Origin of the sequence: Paenibacillus sp. FSL R5-0407 (genome assembly GCF_038009185.1) — a bacterium.
In the GTDB taxonomy this organism is placed as follows: domain Bacteria; phylum Bacillota; class Bacilli; order Paenibacillales; family Paenibacillaceae; genus Fontibacillus; species Fontibacillus vini.
Window position 1 is genome coordinate 460,809 of the sequence record NZ_JBBPAX010000002.1, and the last position, 16,557, is coordinate 477,365.

Here is a 16,557-nt window from a genome sequence, read left to right on the forward strand (position 1 = left end):
GTTCACTGGCCGAGGCGGAGCATCTTTGTTATGCCAGTACCTTCTTTTGGGATAATGTCGCCGTCCGGATCCCTGTGTATTTATTCTTCACGATAAAATATCCGTCTCCAAGTTCCAGTTCCTTCTCCTGGGTTCCGTAAGGGATTCTCGTATTGTACAGATTCTGATCCTTTAAGCTCCCAAGCAGCAAACCGGTTTGTTCCTCCCGCAGCGCCTTACCGAAACTGTCCCAATTGCTGGCCAAATCCGAGGTTAAGTCGGCTGCAAGCACAGCTATTTTCAAGCCGCGTTCTTGCTTGACGATTCGCTCCAGCAGCTCCTTAAGCGCATACTGGTCTCCGTCGGTAAATTCGCTTACTTTATCGATAACAAATACGATCTGTTTCCACTTTGCATAAAGCGTCGGCAGGCTGCCTCCCGTCTGTCTTGTCGCGACGAGCTCCGAACGGCGTTCGTCGATCTCCCGTTTCAAGTCTTCAACCAGACTGTACATGTCTTCCACTTGGGACAAATCCCGGACATTCGGGTATTCCATCATTTCGAAGAGCCCCATCGAATTGGAATCCAGTGCATACACATCCAACTGATCCGCGCCCAGCTTCTCATTCAACATACTGATCCAGGCAACCAGTTGAGTGCTCTTGCCTGCCATCGAATCTCCGGCGATCATCAGGAACGGCGTAGCCATCAAATCCACGCAGACCGGCTGCAGGTCGTGATCAGCCAGACCAATCGCAAGTTGTGAAACCCCTTCATTGATTTCTGCAATATCGATTTTGGACGGCATTACCGGAACGGGCGCCGCAATCGGGATAAGTCCCTTGGCGGCCAATCCTTCAAAGGTGGAAATGACCTGTTCCATCTCCCGCTCCCGGAATTCCGGAACCGCGGTTTGGAATTCCAGCGGCGGTTTGCCGCGGACAAGGGCCCGGCCCGCAATCTTCGCCGGTTCCAATCCTTCCGTCCGCCCGACAATTCCGTCATATTCACTCTTATCCGTAAGCTGCAGCGAAACGGCCATTTTGAAATTGACGGACAGCTTGTATCTGACCAGCGCGGCATTCGTAGCCGAAGCTACGAGGAATATGCCGTATTTCAGACCTTCCCGGGACAGCATGATCATTTTTTCGTCGATCGTCTCGTACGTTTCTGACAATGCAAAGTAGTTATCAATAATGACTACGATGGCCGGTAATTGTCCGCCCTGATTCCGGTAATCGATAAATCCGTCGCTTCGGGCGTCCTCGTACAGCTTTTTCCGTTCATCGATGAGGCGGAACAGATAGAGCATAAACTGATTGATTTTTGATTCCTGTTCCAGCGTCATCACGCCGCCGCAGTGGGGCAGGCGCTCCATTTGCTTAAAGGAGCTGCCTCCGAAATCCATAATGTACAGATGGACTTCGGACGGTGAATATTTATGAGCCAGCGACATGCATAAGGATCTAAGCAGGTAGGTTTTTCCAGTCCCGGGAGCACCGTACACAAACAGATTACCTTCATGAGCAAAATCGATGGAAAGTTCAGCTTGGAGCTGACTTCGCGGATCGTCCAGCAAACCGATGGGTGCGCTCAGCAGTTCATCTACCGGTGCCCAGCGCACATTCGAAGCTTGGAATCCAGCCTCCGGCGCGTACAAATCGTCCAGGTACACACTTTCCGGAAGCGGTGGCAGCCATGGACCTTTGAGCGGTTGAATTCCGCTGCGCTCCGAGAATGAAATAATATGTTCGACCATCGTCTTAAGCTGGCTCGGCATTTCTTTCTTGGCGATTTTCTCTTCTTCCAGCGGATAGATCTGCTCGGCACGACCGTGAAGTGAAATTTCGTAAATTCGCTTCGTGCGATTTTCGCTCTTTTGCATTTCCCCTTCGGGATCGTAATCCGCTCCGGAATAAGCCGACTGGAACAGCTCGAATATCTCATCGTTGCCCACTTGGATATAAGCGCGTCCGGGCTCTTTGATCATGGCCGCATCCGGCCGTTTAATCACGTCTTTGCTGTCCGCTTCATCCTGTACTTTCAGACATATTTTGAACTTGGAGTTACTCCAGATTTGATCGTCGACGACACCCGCCGGCTTCTGAGTCGCCAAAATCAGGTGAACGCCAAGGCTTCGGCCAACCCGTGCCGTACTGACCAACTCTTTCATAAAATCAGGCTGATCCTGCTTCAGCTCGGCAAATTCGTCCGCAATCATAATCAAGTGCGGAATCGCCGGCATTCGGCCATTTTCATTACCGCTATAGTACAGCTTCTGGTATCTGTCGATGTTGTTTACGCCGTACTCGGAGAACAGCCGCTGCCTTCTCATTAATTCGCTCTTAATGGATAAAAGAGCCCGGGTAGTCTGGTTCCCGCCCAAATTCGTAATCGTCCCGACAAGGTGAGGCATGCCTTGGAACACATCCGCCATCCCGCCGCCCTTATAGTCGATCAGAACGAAGACGACATCATGCGGATGATAATTCATCGCCAATGAAATGATGATGCTTTGCAGCAGCTCACTTTTTCCGGAGCCCGTCGTGCCTGCGACCAGACCATGCGGACCGTGACCGGTCTCATGCATGTCCAGGTGAAACAGCGTACCTCCGGCTTTTGCCCCGATCGGAACACTCATACCCTTAAATGGCTTGTTCCGCTCCCAACGGGAATACAAATCGACTTCCCCCGTTGTTTTTGCCTTCACCATCTCGAGCAGTGTCAGCGAGGTCGGTAGCGAAAAATTCCCGGAAGAATTTTTGATCCGCAGCGGCGCCAGCTTGCGTACCGCCTCGGTTAGCTGCTGTACATTGACGATATCCGGATTGAACGTCGATTTCTCCCCGGATTCGCGGTCCGCCAGTTCGCCGGTTTTCCCTTGCACCAGGATGACCTGTTTGCAGTTCATCGGCAGATAGGCCTGATTCTTCGCGATATAAACCGACGATAAGCCGAGTGAAGCACACTTGTTGTACAGATATTTGTTGATCGGTTCTTCTTCAAGTAAGGTTGGATCTTCAATAATAAAAATAAAGTGCGGCAGCGGAACCCCGCCGATGTTTCTCTTCTCCCGTTCCTTGAACAGCCCGTTCAATTCACCCAGTACCGCATGTGCGATCGCCTTGCCGCAGAGCAGAAATCTGAAGTCCAGACTGTCATTCCACAGATGCGGCAGCTGCCTCAGCCAATTCCATTTCTCGAGGCCCTCTTCGGAAGCCAGAACGACGATACGGACATCATCGTAACCATGATGCGTGATCAGCTGCAGCAGCATTTGCGTAACCACAGCGAACGTCTTCTCGTCCTCCCCGGCGACTCCGCAAATTTCGGAGGCGATTAAATTAATGGACACCGGCACGCCTTGCACCCGATCGAACTCCAGAGCCAACCTCTGAGGTTCCATAAGCAGCGGATCGCTTTCCATAATGATCGCTTGTTTGGTGTAATTGATGCGAAGCGCGGATGGAACACTCCCTACACCCAGGCGGAGAGACAGGAAATCCGGAGAAGACGGCGTTCTTTCCCAGAGCCGGTTGTCGATCTCCTGAATTCTTTGCAAACAGGCGGCAGGGTCAGGACTCATCTCGTTCATCGCCTTAATCTGCTGCTCTCTCGCCAGTTGAAGCTCGCTTCTGGTGTCGGCGATGAATTGCAGATACTTTTTCTCACGTTCTTTCTTCTTCTTCTTGTATTTCTTGATTTGTGAAGCAGCCGTAGTCAAAGACACGATTAAAGTCATGACCGTCATGGCGATCGACAGCATCATAAACATCGACTGGGAAGTCAATGCCAACAGCATCGTAATGACGAGCATAACCGCCGGAGGAGCCAGCAAGGCAAACCAGGCAATTTCCGGCTTCTCATACGCATGAGGCGGGTTGGGAATTTCTATTTCCCCGCCCGGCATTTCCGGTAAAAATCGGGGTTGACGGCTGAATTCATATTTTTCGTTGATCATAAATACCTCACGATATCGTTATGACTTTGGCAGCCTGCCCGCCTGACAGGGACATTCGGTACCACTCATGCAGGCTGCAAAAATAAAGACGATCCTCCAGAATGTGCAGATAATCGGCGGCTTCTCCGCATATACGGATCTTGCTGCCCGATTCGGGATCGATCCGGTAGATGGAATTCTCATTGCTTCGATTCGCGCAGTAGATATAGCGCCCGTCCGTATTCAGACTGCTAGGGGATATGTCCTCGTACACTTGCGTCTCCCCGGAATGCAGATCAAGCAGGGTCAGCAGGTAACGGTTTTTTTTATCCGCGAAGACCAATTTGTTTCCCGTCTTGATCATATGGACTGCTACCAAATCCGATATCAGCTCTCTACCGCTCCCGGTCACGCTGCAGGCCCTGATTCCCTGCTGAGTAACATAGAAAATCCGCTCCCCTTCAACCAAAAAGGATTCAACCGGCTCATCCGTGATCCGAGTTTCGTTCTTGCCGTTTAGGAGACAACGATAGAGCTTCTGGTCCGTCTCGCTAATGTAATAAAGCCAATCCTCGGATCGAGTCAGCCCATACACCGGACGATCCGTAAGCTGCGAGGAAACCTGTGTGGCGATATCCATTCTAAAGAGCCTGTTACCTTGGGCCTGATTGCTGTAGTAGATCGAATCGTAGGAGGCATTCATAAACCAGAACACGCCTTCGGCCAACACCGTCTCCCCCGTCTCCTCATTAAGGACATAGGTTCCGGAATAATTGCGAAGATCGGTTAGGAACAGGCTCCCTTCCTTTTTCAAGGCCAGTCCGCCATTATGCAGATTGCAGTTCATGGTATTCATCCCTTCTACACAAGTGTAAGCAGCGCCCCATCCACAACGCCCTCTTCCTCCAGCGTTCGGGAGGGGTCCAGAATTCGGCCCAAAGGCTCCGCCTGCAGCCGACTCTCCGGCCCGGTCCACAGCCCGAGCGCTTCGGACAGCATGGACAACAGCTCTTCCGGAGTAACGAATACCGGAATCTTAAGCTCTTTCGTCATTTGCGGCCCGGCCTGGAAAGTAATCATGATATAGTCCACGCCGTCACATCCTTTGGGTTAGTTTTTGATGGAGAGGATGAGGGTGCGCTCGGAAGTGAGCTTCGTGGCTACATCCTCTCCTGCCTTCTCGGCCAGTTGAAGATACTTGGATTTGAACTTGTATTCGGTTTCCGCTTTCATTTTGACCGTCGTTACTTTTTGTTCCGTCTCCCAGTCCTCTTCCTCTTCAAATTCGAGAGAAATGGAAAAATCGTTGTACTTGTCGTCATTGGACTTGAATTCTAGGAAGTATGAATTTTCATCTTTGTTGGTCCAAGTAAGGTTTAGCGCGTCTTCAAAAGCGCCGGCAAAGTATTGTGCGAACCTTTTCTCATTGACCGTAGCGTCCAAATCCCTCTGGAATTGATATTCCAGGCTGCGATCCTTCGCAGCGCGCGCCGCATTCGTCAATGCAGTCCCAATAGAAATCTTCTCTTTAGTAATACTCATGAACTCACCTAGGGGTTGAAGAAGCACGGAAACCAGAATGACCACCAAAATTCCTATCGCAATGTTCCTCATGGCTCTTTGTAACCGTCCAGATATTCATCGTAAGGCAAGTCTTTATAGTGTTTCAGTCCGGTTGTCTTCAAAGTAAATGAAACAGGGATTTCCCGCTCAAGTTCCTTCCCCCACAGCTTGATGCTTAACGGGTAAACCGCACTGATTTTGACGGTCACCGATTCTCCGCGTTGCTGGTACGGCTTTTCCTCTTCCGACAGTTCTTCGTAAAACGAAGCGTCTCTGCCTTCTGCGGAATGATCGTCCTTATCGCTATCCCGCTTCTTCACGGAGATCTCGATCTGATCCGCCTTCTTTCGATAGATCGGGCGATCCTTTAGCTTTTCGAGAACATCGTCCTTATACTCTTCTTTTAGATAATTGTCGCTGGCAACCACTTGCGTAACATTGAAGGTTTCAACGATCAATGTCGTGTACCATGGAAAGAAGTAAATAAAGTTCGTAAATAACATGATCGCAACGGTCACCAACATGGAGATCAGGATTGCCTTGGCAAATGCTCGCATTTAGTTCACCTGCATCAAGAATTTTTATTTGATCTGCTCATCGATCAATCCCATAAATTTATCCCAGATTTCCGTAATCCAGGTGTTCAAGAAGCTGTCCTTAATTAATCCGACGATAGCCGCAATAACGACGATAACCGCAACCGTAATTGCAATCTGCTTAACTCCGATATCTCCGGTTTCGTCCTTCCATAACGACCGTTTTTTCGCTTGTACAAGTTCAGGGTTCTTTTTCATTTAAAATCCTCCTCATTCACAATTCTTCTATTGAAACATTTTGATTGAATCCAATACTGTAAATAAATAATAGATGGCTATGTAGATGATCAGCACACCAATCAACACCAATTGGATCCGTGAATTCGTCCGCTGCCTCCGCTCCAAATCCTCTTCCAGTGCTAGAATCCGATAGCTGTCCACCTCGTTCTTCAGATAAACCATCTGCGAGATGTTATCGTAGCCTTTCAACCGGGTCTCCATCAGGTCGCAAAATTTGATGATGTAATGGATCGGCACCCGTTTCTTAAGCTGCTTCAACGCGTACTCTTCGCCGTACTCGATATTGTCGAGCATGACGCCGAGTTCCTCCTGCATATCCTTGTTCGCGTTAGGCAGGTAATCGCGGATGACATCAGCCAGGTAAATGTTGACCGACTTTGAATACTGGTAGTAAACCATGCTGTAGAAGGCGGGGAAGTCGAATGCAATGTTCTTGTTCTTCTTCTCGATCTTCTTCTCCATTTCCGAGACCGGATACATCCAGCCGAGGACGATAAAGATGGCGGTAACAAACCCTAACAATTGGTTCGCGGTCATGAGTACCATAGTGGCAATCACCCCGGCCAAAGCGTAGAATAGCTGCTCCGCCCGAAGCTCCTCCGGCTTCATTGTTAAATCGAGCCGATCGATCATCTTCTGGAATCGGAGTTTCTCCGCATTCCCCAGGAGCTTGCCGACATACTTGGTAGAGAAGTTCCGCTTGAAATTCTGGAACTTCTGGTCAAGCTGAGCGTTCTTCCGTTCCTTTATGAACTTGCGATTCCGCTTCTTCTGTTTGCCGTGAACGGGCCGGAAGAAGGGGTAAATAAATACCTTCACCAGATAAATTACAGCTATGAACGCAGCGAGCTTCGCCAGAAAACTCATTTGGCATCACTCCCCGGTCCGAGGTTGCCCTGCAGGGCCTGGGTGCGGGCGAAGCTAATGCAGATAATACTGATCATGAACGTGTTAATGACTTTGCCGAAGGTTCCATACAGCATGAACTCCCGAAAATCCTCGACCGATAAAGCATATAGGAAGAACAGCACGATAATGACCGTTTTGAGCAGAAAATCCCGGTTCATCTTCCGGAAAATCCGGTCTTTCCGCGCATTAATCTCCCGGAGCACCGCATTCTCGTCTACAATGTCCAGGAAAATGTCCGCCATCCCTTTCCGCTCGTTGTATTCGAACACGATCGCCTTCTTCGTGAAGTTGTCGAACTTCGGACCGAGCTGGCGGTTAAGCAGCGTAATCGCCTGCTTGAAGGAGTATCCGTTATTCTCGCAGTTATCGATGAACTGTTGAAAATAAGGCCGGATGCCGGGCTTTATGTATTCGTCGCTCTCCATTACCTTTTTGATCGCGACCAGCACCCCTTCTCTCGCCAAAGGGCAAATGATGTCTTCGGCATCCATGATGCTCTCCATCTTCTCCGCCTTGATCGCCTTGGACTGCATTACGAAATATGTAAGCAGGCCGATAAAGATCGCCACCGTCACAACTACGGCCAAGGTCACATTCTGCATAAAGATGACGACGACGAGCACCACGATCGCAAAGCAGATACATAGCAAGGAGGTGAAGCTCTCCAGCGTAAGCGGCAGGTTAAAATCCAAGATCAAGCCTTCGACCAGCCGGTTGTACTTGGCGTACACATTTTCCTTCCGCTTGACGATCCGCTCTTTTTTGATCCGCTCCAGATAACGCTTCGTGTTGTACCTGCCCAGGTGCTCGGCGAGCGTATCCAGCAGGCCCAGGAAAAACCGTCCCGTTCCTTCAAAGAAACGGACTTCGAACACGGCATTGAAGACGATGAATGCGGTTATACCGAAGAATAAACTAATGATTGAAGTTGTATCCATGGAATCCGTACTCCTCTATGTCATCTTCCCCTGGCGGCGTGGTCAGGAATTCAAACCGGCTGCGCTTGATACCTGCCTTGATCATGGTCTGCTGGACCTTCTCGGAAAGCATGCCGACACGCTTGTGCTTCCCGACGATTTTCAATACCCGATGGGTTCCTTCTTCCTCCAAAACGTCCTCCGAGATGAATTTATAAATCGGGTTGACGATCGGCTCCAACCCCTCGGAACCAAGCACTTCCGAGATAGACGTAACCTTCCGCGTGCCGTCGGCCAGCTTCTCCTGGAAAACGATGAACTTGACGGCGCTGCAAATGTTTCGTAAAGCAAGTTCCGCCGGCTCATTCGAAGCCATCAGATAGGCGGTCAGGAACCGGTAGATCGCTTCCCGGTCTCCCTCGGCGTGCAGCGTAGTGAAGAAGAAGTGACCGGTCTGCGCCGCCCGGAGCGCGGTAGCGAATTCCCCCGGCGTTCGAAGCTCCCCCGGTCCGATCCAATGTGGCGACTGCCGCATCGCGTTGATCAGCAGGTTTTCCATCGTGGCCGGGCTGGCATCGTCGTCGTCCGGAACCGATTCGTACTGGAGCACGTCGTTGATGATCCGTCCGTGCTCGTGGTTCCCTTCCCGTCTCAGCAACCGCATTTCCGACGGGTTCTCGATCGTGATAATCCGGGATAACGGGTTGATCTCCTTAACCATCATTTCGTTTAGCGTCGTCTTCCCGCTCCCGGTCGGACCGACCGTAATCCAGGACAGATCCGCCTTCGGCAGAAGAGACAGCAGCTTGAACATGTTTACGGAAAACGACTCGTTCTTGATCATCATTTCCGGGGTAATACTTTTCTTACTGAATTTCCGGATAACCACCGCAGGCATATCGTAAGGCGAAATATCCGCATGCGTGGCGTTGACGCGATAGCCTTCGATCGTTCTGGCATTGACCATCGGGATTTTCGGCGTCAGCCGGACCTTTGAAACCCCCAGCAGCTTGGAAATAATTCGTTCCAGATGCTCCCGGTCAATGAAATGCTGATCCCAAGGCAGCGTCTTTCCGCCGGACTCGACAAAAATCTGCTCCGTCCCGTTGATTCGGATCTCATCGATCGCGGGATCTTCCATCGCTTTAGTAATCGGCCCGTAATGGGTGATTTCGTCGATCAGTGCCCGCTTCAGATCCACAAGCTCGTAATAACCTTCGACGACCGGACGCTGCGAATCGACGAATTCGTTAATATACGACTTGGTCATTTCCCTTTTTCGCGCGGGATCGTGTTCCCGTCTGAAAGCGTGAGTCGCTACTTTCGTGATATATTTCTGACACAGCTCGAGTGCTTCTTCGAACAGAATCGTGGTGTACTTGTTCTTCAGATCCTCCATGTCTTCTTTTTTGGAAATCTGATGACTTACTTTCTGCTGCATATCGCTGATTTTCGCGCGAGTGAGCATATCTCTTTCGTCCCTCCCTTACTGGTTGCCTAGGATGTCCGCAAGACGCCTCATCCCTTTAAGAAAATGCCTGTTGACCAGCGGGTTATCCCTCACGTACAGCTTGCCTTCGAGAGAAGCGGCGTACGCCGCCTTGACCAGCGGCAGCGCCGCGACGATATTGAAGCCGAACTCCTTGAGTCCCTTGTAATCGTAGTTGATATCCTGCATGTTCATGAGGATGACGCTAGTAAACTTCGCCGTGCTGATTCCGACCGATGAGGCAAAATCAAGCATCCGCACCATATTGCTGGAGGCTTCGATCCGCTCGGTGGCGGTAAAAAAGCCGATATGCGAATATTTCATCGCACCCAGACAAAACTCCAGCGGCGGGTTATTCGGAATATCCAGCAGGATAATATCAAACATACCCTTCAGCGTGTCGATGACCCGTTCCAGATGCTCGAATTCGAAGTCCAGATATTCTTCGATCAGATCATGAGGACTTGGAGATAACAGATACAGCCGTTCATATTTCGTTGCTTGAAACTCTTCCCGGAAATCCACCTTGTCGCTCTTAAGCACCTTGATCAAACCGCTGGATTTCTTGCTCGGCTTGGCATCCAGATAATTGTGCAAATTCGGGTTGAACACCTTCAGATCGACGATACAAGTATTCAAGCCTTTCTGGGCCAGTAAATATCCGAGATTGCTGATGATCAGCGCATTGTCGACCATGTCGCAGGCCGGGATGAATCCGACCACGCTGTAGATCAGCTTGCTCTCCTGCATCTCGGTACCGACCAGATCCTTGGCTGAAATTTTATTCAGAACGTCGTCGAGCTTCAGTCCTTCGTTTCGATCCATGATTCCACCTCTCTTTGCAGGGTAGGCAGCTCATCCAAAATCACCTGGCTGTTCTTACGGCTCAGAATCGTGATCAGGTACTTTTTGCCTTCATATCCGTTGAATTTGGCGAAATTATTGATCTGTTCCCGTGTCCCTTCGAGCAAGAGAGATCTTGGCTGAATGCTCTTCAGGAACTCATCGCTCTTCATTACTTCCTGGCGTTTGTTCTCGCTCAGCTTGAGCACTTCCTTGTAGACTTCATAAATCGAGTGGCTGCTGGAATTGAGCATATCCCGGATTTCGATGCTGTCGAACAGAATCTCCGTACGCACACCGGAGCCGGAAACAAATCCGCCGTTCGGATTGCCCGTCCCGCCGCCGGACTCGTCTTCAAAGGAAACACGAATCCGCACATTGTCTCCAGGCATCAGAATGTCGCCGCCTGCCTCCAAAAAGTTATATGGCAGAGTGAGTACTTCGTGATCCTCTTCGAGCTCATACAGCCATTCGTTCTGCTTTGGCTTCTCATCCATGAGTTGATCCTTGTACAGGACGCTCTTGTCGCGCAGATAATACTTGGTGAATTTATCCTTTACGTTGTCGATATCCTCGGCCAGAATCATATCGTCTGTATATTCCTTCCGGATGATCGAATATTTCTGAATATCCTTTTCTGTCAATGCAACGTACGCCGGGACACCGCCGTCCTGATTGATTCGAAGCACTTCTACCGTGTCTTTGGCCGCCTCATTCGCGTTGTTCAAAAAAATAAACGAAATAATAATTACAGCGATACTGAACAATAATGCGAGTATCTTTTTGAAGAGCTTTCTGTTCGGGGAGACGCTCTTTACCGTACTTAGATCCATTGAGTTATGCACCCTCCATCAATCGTAGAAGCATTTGTCCAAAAGCCTTTTCATACTCGGCCCCGGCGTTCGTGGCAGCGATGTCCGTCTCGATCTGGGAATCGAATCCGGAGCTGTAGGGTACAGCGCCTGCGGTCTTCATTTCGTATCTGAAATAGTCGCTTAAACCTGACGTAAGCAGCTCGCCGACTTTATCGGGCTCGAACAGGCTGTCTTGAAATCGGGACCGATCGTTGTATTTGGTGACGATGACTTTCGATTTAGCATTGAGGTATGACGCCTTTTCCTGATCCAGAACCACTTCCACATTCCGGATCGTGCTGAGTACCGCATGCAGATTATTCGGCACGCACAAACCGAACAAATCCATATGTATCATTGATTCTTTAAACGTTCTGAATAAATCGAGCGGCGTATCCAGCAGCACCAAATTAAATTTGGTTCTCAGCACCGAGATTAGACCGATCAATTTCTCCGTCGTATAAAATTGTTCCATCAGCTTGCGGTCGTGAAAAGAGTAGCCCAGTCCGGCAAGCCAGAAGTTATCTTTGACGTTAAATGCGGTAGTCATATAGTCCTGAGGTCTGGCTAGGGTACGGATCAGCGAAGCGCTCATCTGCTCGTCTTTGTTGCTTCGCTCGTGAAACCTGTCGAAATACATGTTTGTGCTCCGGTATTCCGTATCCATATCGAGGATAATCGTGCTGAGTCCCCGCTTGCTGGCTTCGTGCGCCAAATTGACGACCGTCGTAGTCAGGCCGCTTCCCCTATGTCCCGTGACGGCAACCACCCGGCTGATTCCCCGGCTGACATTGAACAGGTCTTTGGTCAGACGATCCGTTGCTTCCAGTTCTCCGCCCGTTTCCGGTTTAGAGCGAAACCGGTCGAAAAACGACCTTTTCTTCTCCGGTTGTCCTGTTCCGGTTTGATCCGTTGCTGCAATTGGTCTCTTATGTTCTGTCTTTGAAGATGTATGTATTTTGGCATCGTTCTTATTACTCAATTGATCCAGAGCGTTTTGAAAAACATCCGGCGGAATCCGCAGCTTATCGCACGTTATCAGTTTGAGGTTATTGAATCTTTCGGTCAACGGAGCGAGCTCCATTGTTTTGAGATGATCCCTTGTCAAGAGTACGACGGGTATCCCCGGTTTTCGTCCGGCCTGAATCCACTCGAACAGGTTTGTCAGATGCTCCCGATCCTGTCCGCCTTTTTGGGAAAACGCCTCATCCGTGATAAGGATCCCATCTACGGCTGGATTTTCATTGTGAAGATAATCCGCCAAATCCCTTAATTCTAGTCCGTTGGAATTAACGGGCTCCCACTTTCGAGTGAGATAATTTTGGATAATTCTATGTAATTCTCCTGACACTATTAACAATTTCATAATTTCACCTGCTAAAGAAGTAGTTCCCAATAATTTAGTAATATTTACCTCTCTTTCGGAAGTTATTATACTAGTAACCTATAGCCCACACAATACCTCCAATGGATATTTAACCCTAAAGATGGACTTTGACCCTGCAAAGTAAGGACCTGAGACTTATTTTTTTTGAAACTGAGAAAAAAGTAGGATTTAACTAAAAATACGCGAGATAAGTTGCTTGTAGAGATGCTTCTTTAGAATCATTCCACTCTCTTGATACATCTTATTTATAGGCTGAAGGAGGGGCAGCAGTTAGAAAGCCGAATATACAAAAAAGAGAGTGCCTCAGCACTCTCTTTTATTATTTTTATATGAGCATCTCCGCTAGCTATCCATTGTTGTTTGCAGCGGTGAACTGGCTGTTATACAGACCGGCATAGTAGCCGCCTCGGGCGAGCAATTCGTTATGGCTTCCGCTTTCCACCACATCGCCGTCCTTCATATAGAGAATCAGGTCGGCCTCGCGAATCGTTGAAAGTCTGTGAGCAATGACGAAGCTCGTTCTTCCTTCCATCATCTTCTGGAACGCTTGCTGGATGCGAATTTCGGTCAGCGTGTCGATACTGCTGGTCGCTTCGTCCAGGATCAACATCGGCGGATTCGCCAACATGACCCGGGCGATCGTCATGAGCTGCTTCTGTCCCTGGGACAGGTTGTCTCCGGTCCCGCTGATTTCCGTGTCATATCCGTCCGGAAGCCGCTTGATAAACTCATGGGCATTAGCCGCTTTGGCTGCTGCAACCACTTCCTCCTCGCTGGCCTCAGGATTTCCATAGGCAATGTTGTCACGTACGGTCCCGCCAAACAGCCAGGTGTCCTGCAGAACCATGCCGAATCTGCGACGCAAGCTATCACGGGACATCCGGTTAATATTGACGCCGTCGATCGCGATTTCTCCGGCATCTACATCATAAAAACGCATAAGCAGGTTGACCAGTGTCGTTTTTCCGGCTCCGGTCTGGCCCACGATTGCAATCCGCGTGCCCGGAGGCACGACCAGATTCAAGTCGCGGATCAAAGGACGATCCGGCTGATAAGAGAACTTTACATGGTTGAACGAAATGGTGCCCTGGCCTTGCGGCAAATCAGGCTCAGCGCTACGGTCCGGCGTTTCCGACGGTTCGTCCAGCACCTGAAATATCCGTTGCGCCGAAGCGGTGGCAGACTGAAGCTGAGTAATAACGCCGGTAATTTCATTGAACGGCTTCGCAAATAAATTGGCGTAAATCAGAAAACTGGATAATGCCCCGACCGTAATTCCGTTTCCGATGACCATAACACTTCCGATCAAGGCAATCACGGAAAAGGTTACATTGTTGACCAGCCGGGTCGCAGGATTGGATAACGAACTGATAAATTGGGATTTTACCCCTACCTGATATAGCTCTTCATTTTTTGCTGAAAATCCGTCATAGGAGCGCTCCTCGTAATGAAAGGCTTGCACCACCTTCTGCCCGCCAACCATTTCCTCCACATATCCATTGAGCGTTCCCAAGATACGAGCCTGATCGCGGAACAGCTGTTGAGACCTCATCGTTATGAATCTGGCCACATAATAGGCGGCCGGGGCGGACAGGAGCACCACCAGCGTCATCAGCGGACTGGTATAGAGCATCAGCCCGATCGCCCCTGCAATCGTAACAACTCCCGTCAGCAGCGTGGAAAAGCCCTGCAGCAATCCGTCCGAGACAGCGTCCATATCGTTGACGAAACGGCTGATACTGTCTCCTTGCGGGTGAGTATCATGATATTTCAGCGGTAAAACGTTCATCTGATCAAACATTTCACCGCGCAGATCATTTACGGTTTGATACGCCAGACGGTTGGTCAAATAAGTGAGCAGCCACCCAAATAAGCTTCCGACGGCATAGACGAGTCCGAGAAGGGTAAGCAACCTGAACACTTCATCGAACTCAACGTTTCCCTTTCCGATCATATGGTCAATACTCCGCCCGATCATGTAAGGACCAATCAAGCTCGAGGCTACGCTGATCATCGCACTGACTACCGCCCATATCGCATAGCTTCTATATTTACCTGCGTACTTTAAAAGTCTTTGCCAGGTTTGTCTCGTGTTCATCATCCCGCCTCCTCCTCCGAGTCCGAGAGCTGGGAAGCGCAAATTTCCCGGTAAGCCTCGCAATCTTGTCTTAGCTGCTCATGAGTGCCGATGCCGGCGATCCGGCCGTCCTCAAGGACAATGATATGATCGGCCTGCCGGATCGTGCTGACCCGCTGTGATACCAACAGCACCGTCATGCCAAGGCTATACTCCTTTAGTGATCTGCGCAAAGCCGCATCCGTCGCAAAATCCAGTGCGCTTGAGGCATCGTCGAGAATCAGAATCTCCGGATTGGCGGCGACGGCGCGCGCGATCGTCAGCCGCTGCTTCTGCCCTCCGGACAAGTTGATCCCGCCTCTTGATACAAGCGTCCCGTATCCATCGGGAAGTTTGGCTATAAACTCGTCAGCCTGGGCAACCGCGGCCGCCCGCTTTACCTGATCCTCCGAAGCATGCTCCGCCCCCGTACGGATATTGTCTGCGATCGTTCCGGAGAACAGCAGCGCTTTTTGTGGAACGACCCCGATTTTACTGCTCAAGTCGTAGTCTTTGACATTGACACCGTCTATCTGAACCTCACCGCTCATTACGTCATAAAACCGCGGAATCAGGTTGACGAACGTAGACTTGCCCGAACCTGTCCCCCCGATAATCCCTACTGTCTCTCCCCGAAGGATTGACACGGATACATCTTTCAAAGCGGGGTCGCCCGTCGCATTATAGCCGAACGTCACATGATCAAAAACAATCGCCGGGATTTCCGGTTTTGAAGCTTGAGACAAGTTCAGAGGATGCTCCGGATTCGTGACGGAAGCCGTCGTATCCAGAACCTCGTTAATCCGGGCAGCGGAGGAAGCCGCTTTTGTAAAAAGAATAATCAAATTGGACACGACGATCAGGGCCAGCAAAATTTGCGTGGCATAATTGATAAAAGCGATGATTTCACCGGATGACAGCGTGCCTGCATGAATATGAATTCCCCCGACCCATAAGACCGCAATAATCGCGGCATTGACCACGAGCGTGGTAACCGGGCTCAGCAAAGCGGACACCCGCCCCACTCTTATGGCGGTTGCGGTAATATCATCGGACGCTTCACGGAAACGCTTCTTCTCCGCCTGCCTCTTGGCAAAGGCGCGTATGACGCGAACTCCGCTCAGATTCTCGCTTAATACGAGAGCGACTTTGTCCAGTTTTTTCTGATACAACCGGTACAACGGAGCCGATTTCGTAATGATCAAATACAGGATCACCGCAAAAACGGGAGCCGCCGCAATCAGCACGAGCGACAAACGGAAGTCAAGCAGCATAGCCATAACAATCGCTCCGATGAAAATAAACGGCGCGCGAATCACGAGGCGGATCAGCATCGCTACAGCAATCTGCATCTGATTTACGTCATTCGTAATCCGGTTAATGAGCGAGGGTGTTCCGAACCGGTCAAGCTCGGCAAAAGACAATGTGGATACGTGTTTGAACAGCTTGTTCCGCAGTGTCGTTCCGAAGCCTTGCGAAGCCCGGGCCGCGTAATGCTGACAGATCAGCGAACTCCCGAACCCCAGCAGGGACATGATCACCATGAGCCCGCCCATTTTCATCACATACGAAGTATCCCTGTTCCCGATTCCGTGATTCACGATCAGAGCCACGATCGTCGGCAGCAGCAGCTCTAGAATCGCTTCCAGCAGCTTGAACAAGGGCCCGAGAATACTTTCTTTTTTATAAGCCTTCAAATAAATCGCAAGTCTAAACAAGTTTGA

14 protein-coding genes are annotated in these 16,557 nt (G+C 50.1%); all 14 read right to left on the reverse strand.

All coding sequences use genetic code 11. The features are described 5' to 3' along the window. Positions 1-28: 28 nt before the first annotated feature. Entirely contained in the window at positions 29-3,940 is a 3,912-nt protein-coding gene (essC, locus tag NYE70_RS21310) for a type VII secretion protein EssC (RefSeq protein WP_341048041.1), read from the reverse strand. A gap of 7 nt (positions 3,941-3,947) precedes the next feature. Beyond that, positions 3,948-4,775: a DUF5050 domain-containing protein gene (locus NYE70_RS21315; protein WP_341048042.1), complete on the reverse strand. Its 828-nt coding sequence runs from the start codon at positions 4,773-4,775 to the stop codon at positions 3,948-3,950. Positions 4,776-4,780: 5 nt separating this feature from the next. Beyond that, on the reverse strand, positions 4,781-5,011 hold the full coding sequence (locus NYE70_RS21320) for an EsaB/YukD family protein (RefSeq protein ID WP_341048043.1): 231 nt from the start codon (positions 5,009-5,011) through the stop codon (positions 4,781-4,783). A gap of 18 nt (positions 5,012-5,029) precedes the next feature. Continuing rightward, complete coding sequence (locus NYE70_RS21325; protein ID WP_341048045.1) at positions 5,030-5,533, reverse strand: hypothetical protein; 504 nt, start codon at positions 5,531-5,533, stop codon at positions 5,030-5,032. Continuing rightward, positions 5,530-6,039, reverse strand: coding sequence for a hypothetical protein (locus NYE70_RS21330; RefSeq protein ID WP_341048046.1), 510 nt, complete (start codon positions 6,037-6,039; stop codon positions 5,530-5,532). The genes NYE70_RS21325 and NYE70_RS21330 overlap by 4 nt, the downstream gene beginning before the upstream one ends. Before the next feature lie 24 nt (positions 6,040-6,063). Then, positions 6,064-6,276, reverse strand: coding sequence for a hypothetical protein (locus tag NYE70_RS21335; RefSeq protein WP_341048048.1), 213 nt, complete (start codon positions 6,274-6,276; stop codon positions 6,064-6,066). Between the two features lie 27 nt (positions 6,277-6,303). Beyond that, positions 6,304-7,185 (reverse strand): hypothetical protein, encoded by an 882-nt coding sequence (locus NYE70_RS21340; protein WP_341048049.1) that lies wholly within the window; start codon positions 7,183-7,185, stop codon positions 6,304-6,306. Beyond that, the gene (locus NYE70_RS21345) at positions 7,182-8,165 is read right to left on the reverse strand and encodes a hypothetical protein (RefSeq protein WP_211022795.1); all 984 of its coding nucleotides are present in this window, start codon (positions 8,163-8,165) and stop codon (positions 7,182-7,184) included. The genes NYE70_RS21340 and NYE70_RS21345 overlap by 4 nt, the downstream gene beginning before the upstream one ends. Continuing rightward, positions 8,143-9,612, reverse strand: coding sequence for a CpaF family protein (locus tag NYE70_RS21350; protein WP_211022796.1), 1,470 nt, complete (start codon positions 9,610-9,612; stop codon positions 8,143-8,145). The genes NYE70_RS21345 and NYE70_RS21350 overlap by 23 nt, the downstream gene beginning before the upstream one ends. Positions 9,613-9,630: 18 nt before the next feature. Next, the gene (locus NYE70_RS21355) at positions 9,631-10,458 is read right to left on the reverse strand and encodes a hypothetical protein (RefSeq protein ID WP_211022797.1); all 828 of its coding nucleotides are present in this window, start codon (positions 10,456-10,458) and stop codon (positions 9,631-9,633) included. Next, positions 10,437-11,309, reverse strand: a complete 873-nt coding sequence (locus NYE70_RS21360) for a hypothetical protein (protein WP_211022798.1) — start codon at positions 11,307-11,309, stop codon at positions 10,437-10,439. The genes NYE70_RS21355 and NYE70_RS21360 overlap by 22 nt, the downstream gene beginning before the upstream one ends. A 4-nt stretch (positions 11,310-11,313) precedes the next feature. Continuing rightward, entirely contained in the window at positions 11,314-12,696 is a 1,383-nt protein-coding gene (locus NYE70_RS21365) for a helicase HerA domain-containing protein (RefSeq protein WP_341048054.1), read from the reverse strand. Positions 12,697-13,063: 367 nt separating this feature from the next. Then, the gene (locus NYE70_RS21370) at positions 13,064-14,815 is read right to left on the reverse strand and encodes an ABC transporter ATP-binding protein (protein ID WP_341048942.1); all 1,752 of its coding nucleotides are present in this window, start codon (positions 14,813-14,815) and stop codon (positions 13,064-13,066) included. Next, entirely contained in the window at positions 14,815-16,551 is a 1,737-nt protein-coding gene (locus tag NYE70_RS21375; RefSeq protein ID WP_341048055.1) for an ABC transporter ATP-binding protein, read from the reverse strand. Before NYE70_RS21375 ends, NYE70_RS21370 begins: the two co-directional genes overlap by 1 nt. Between the last annotated feature and the right edge of the window lie 6 nt (positions 16,552-16,557).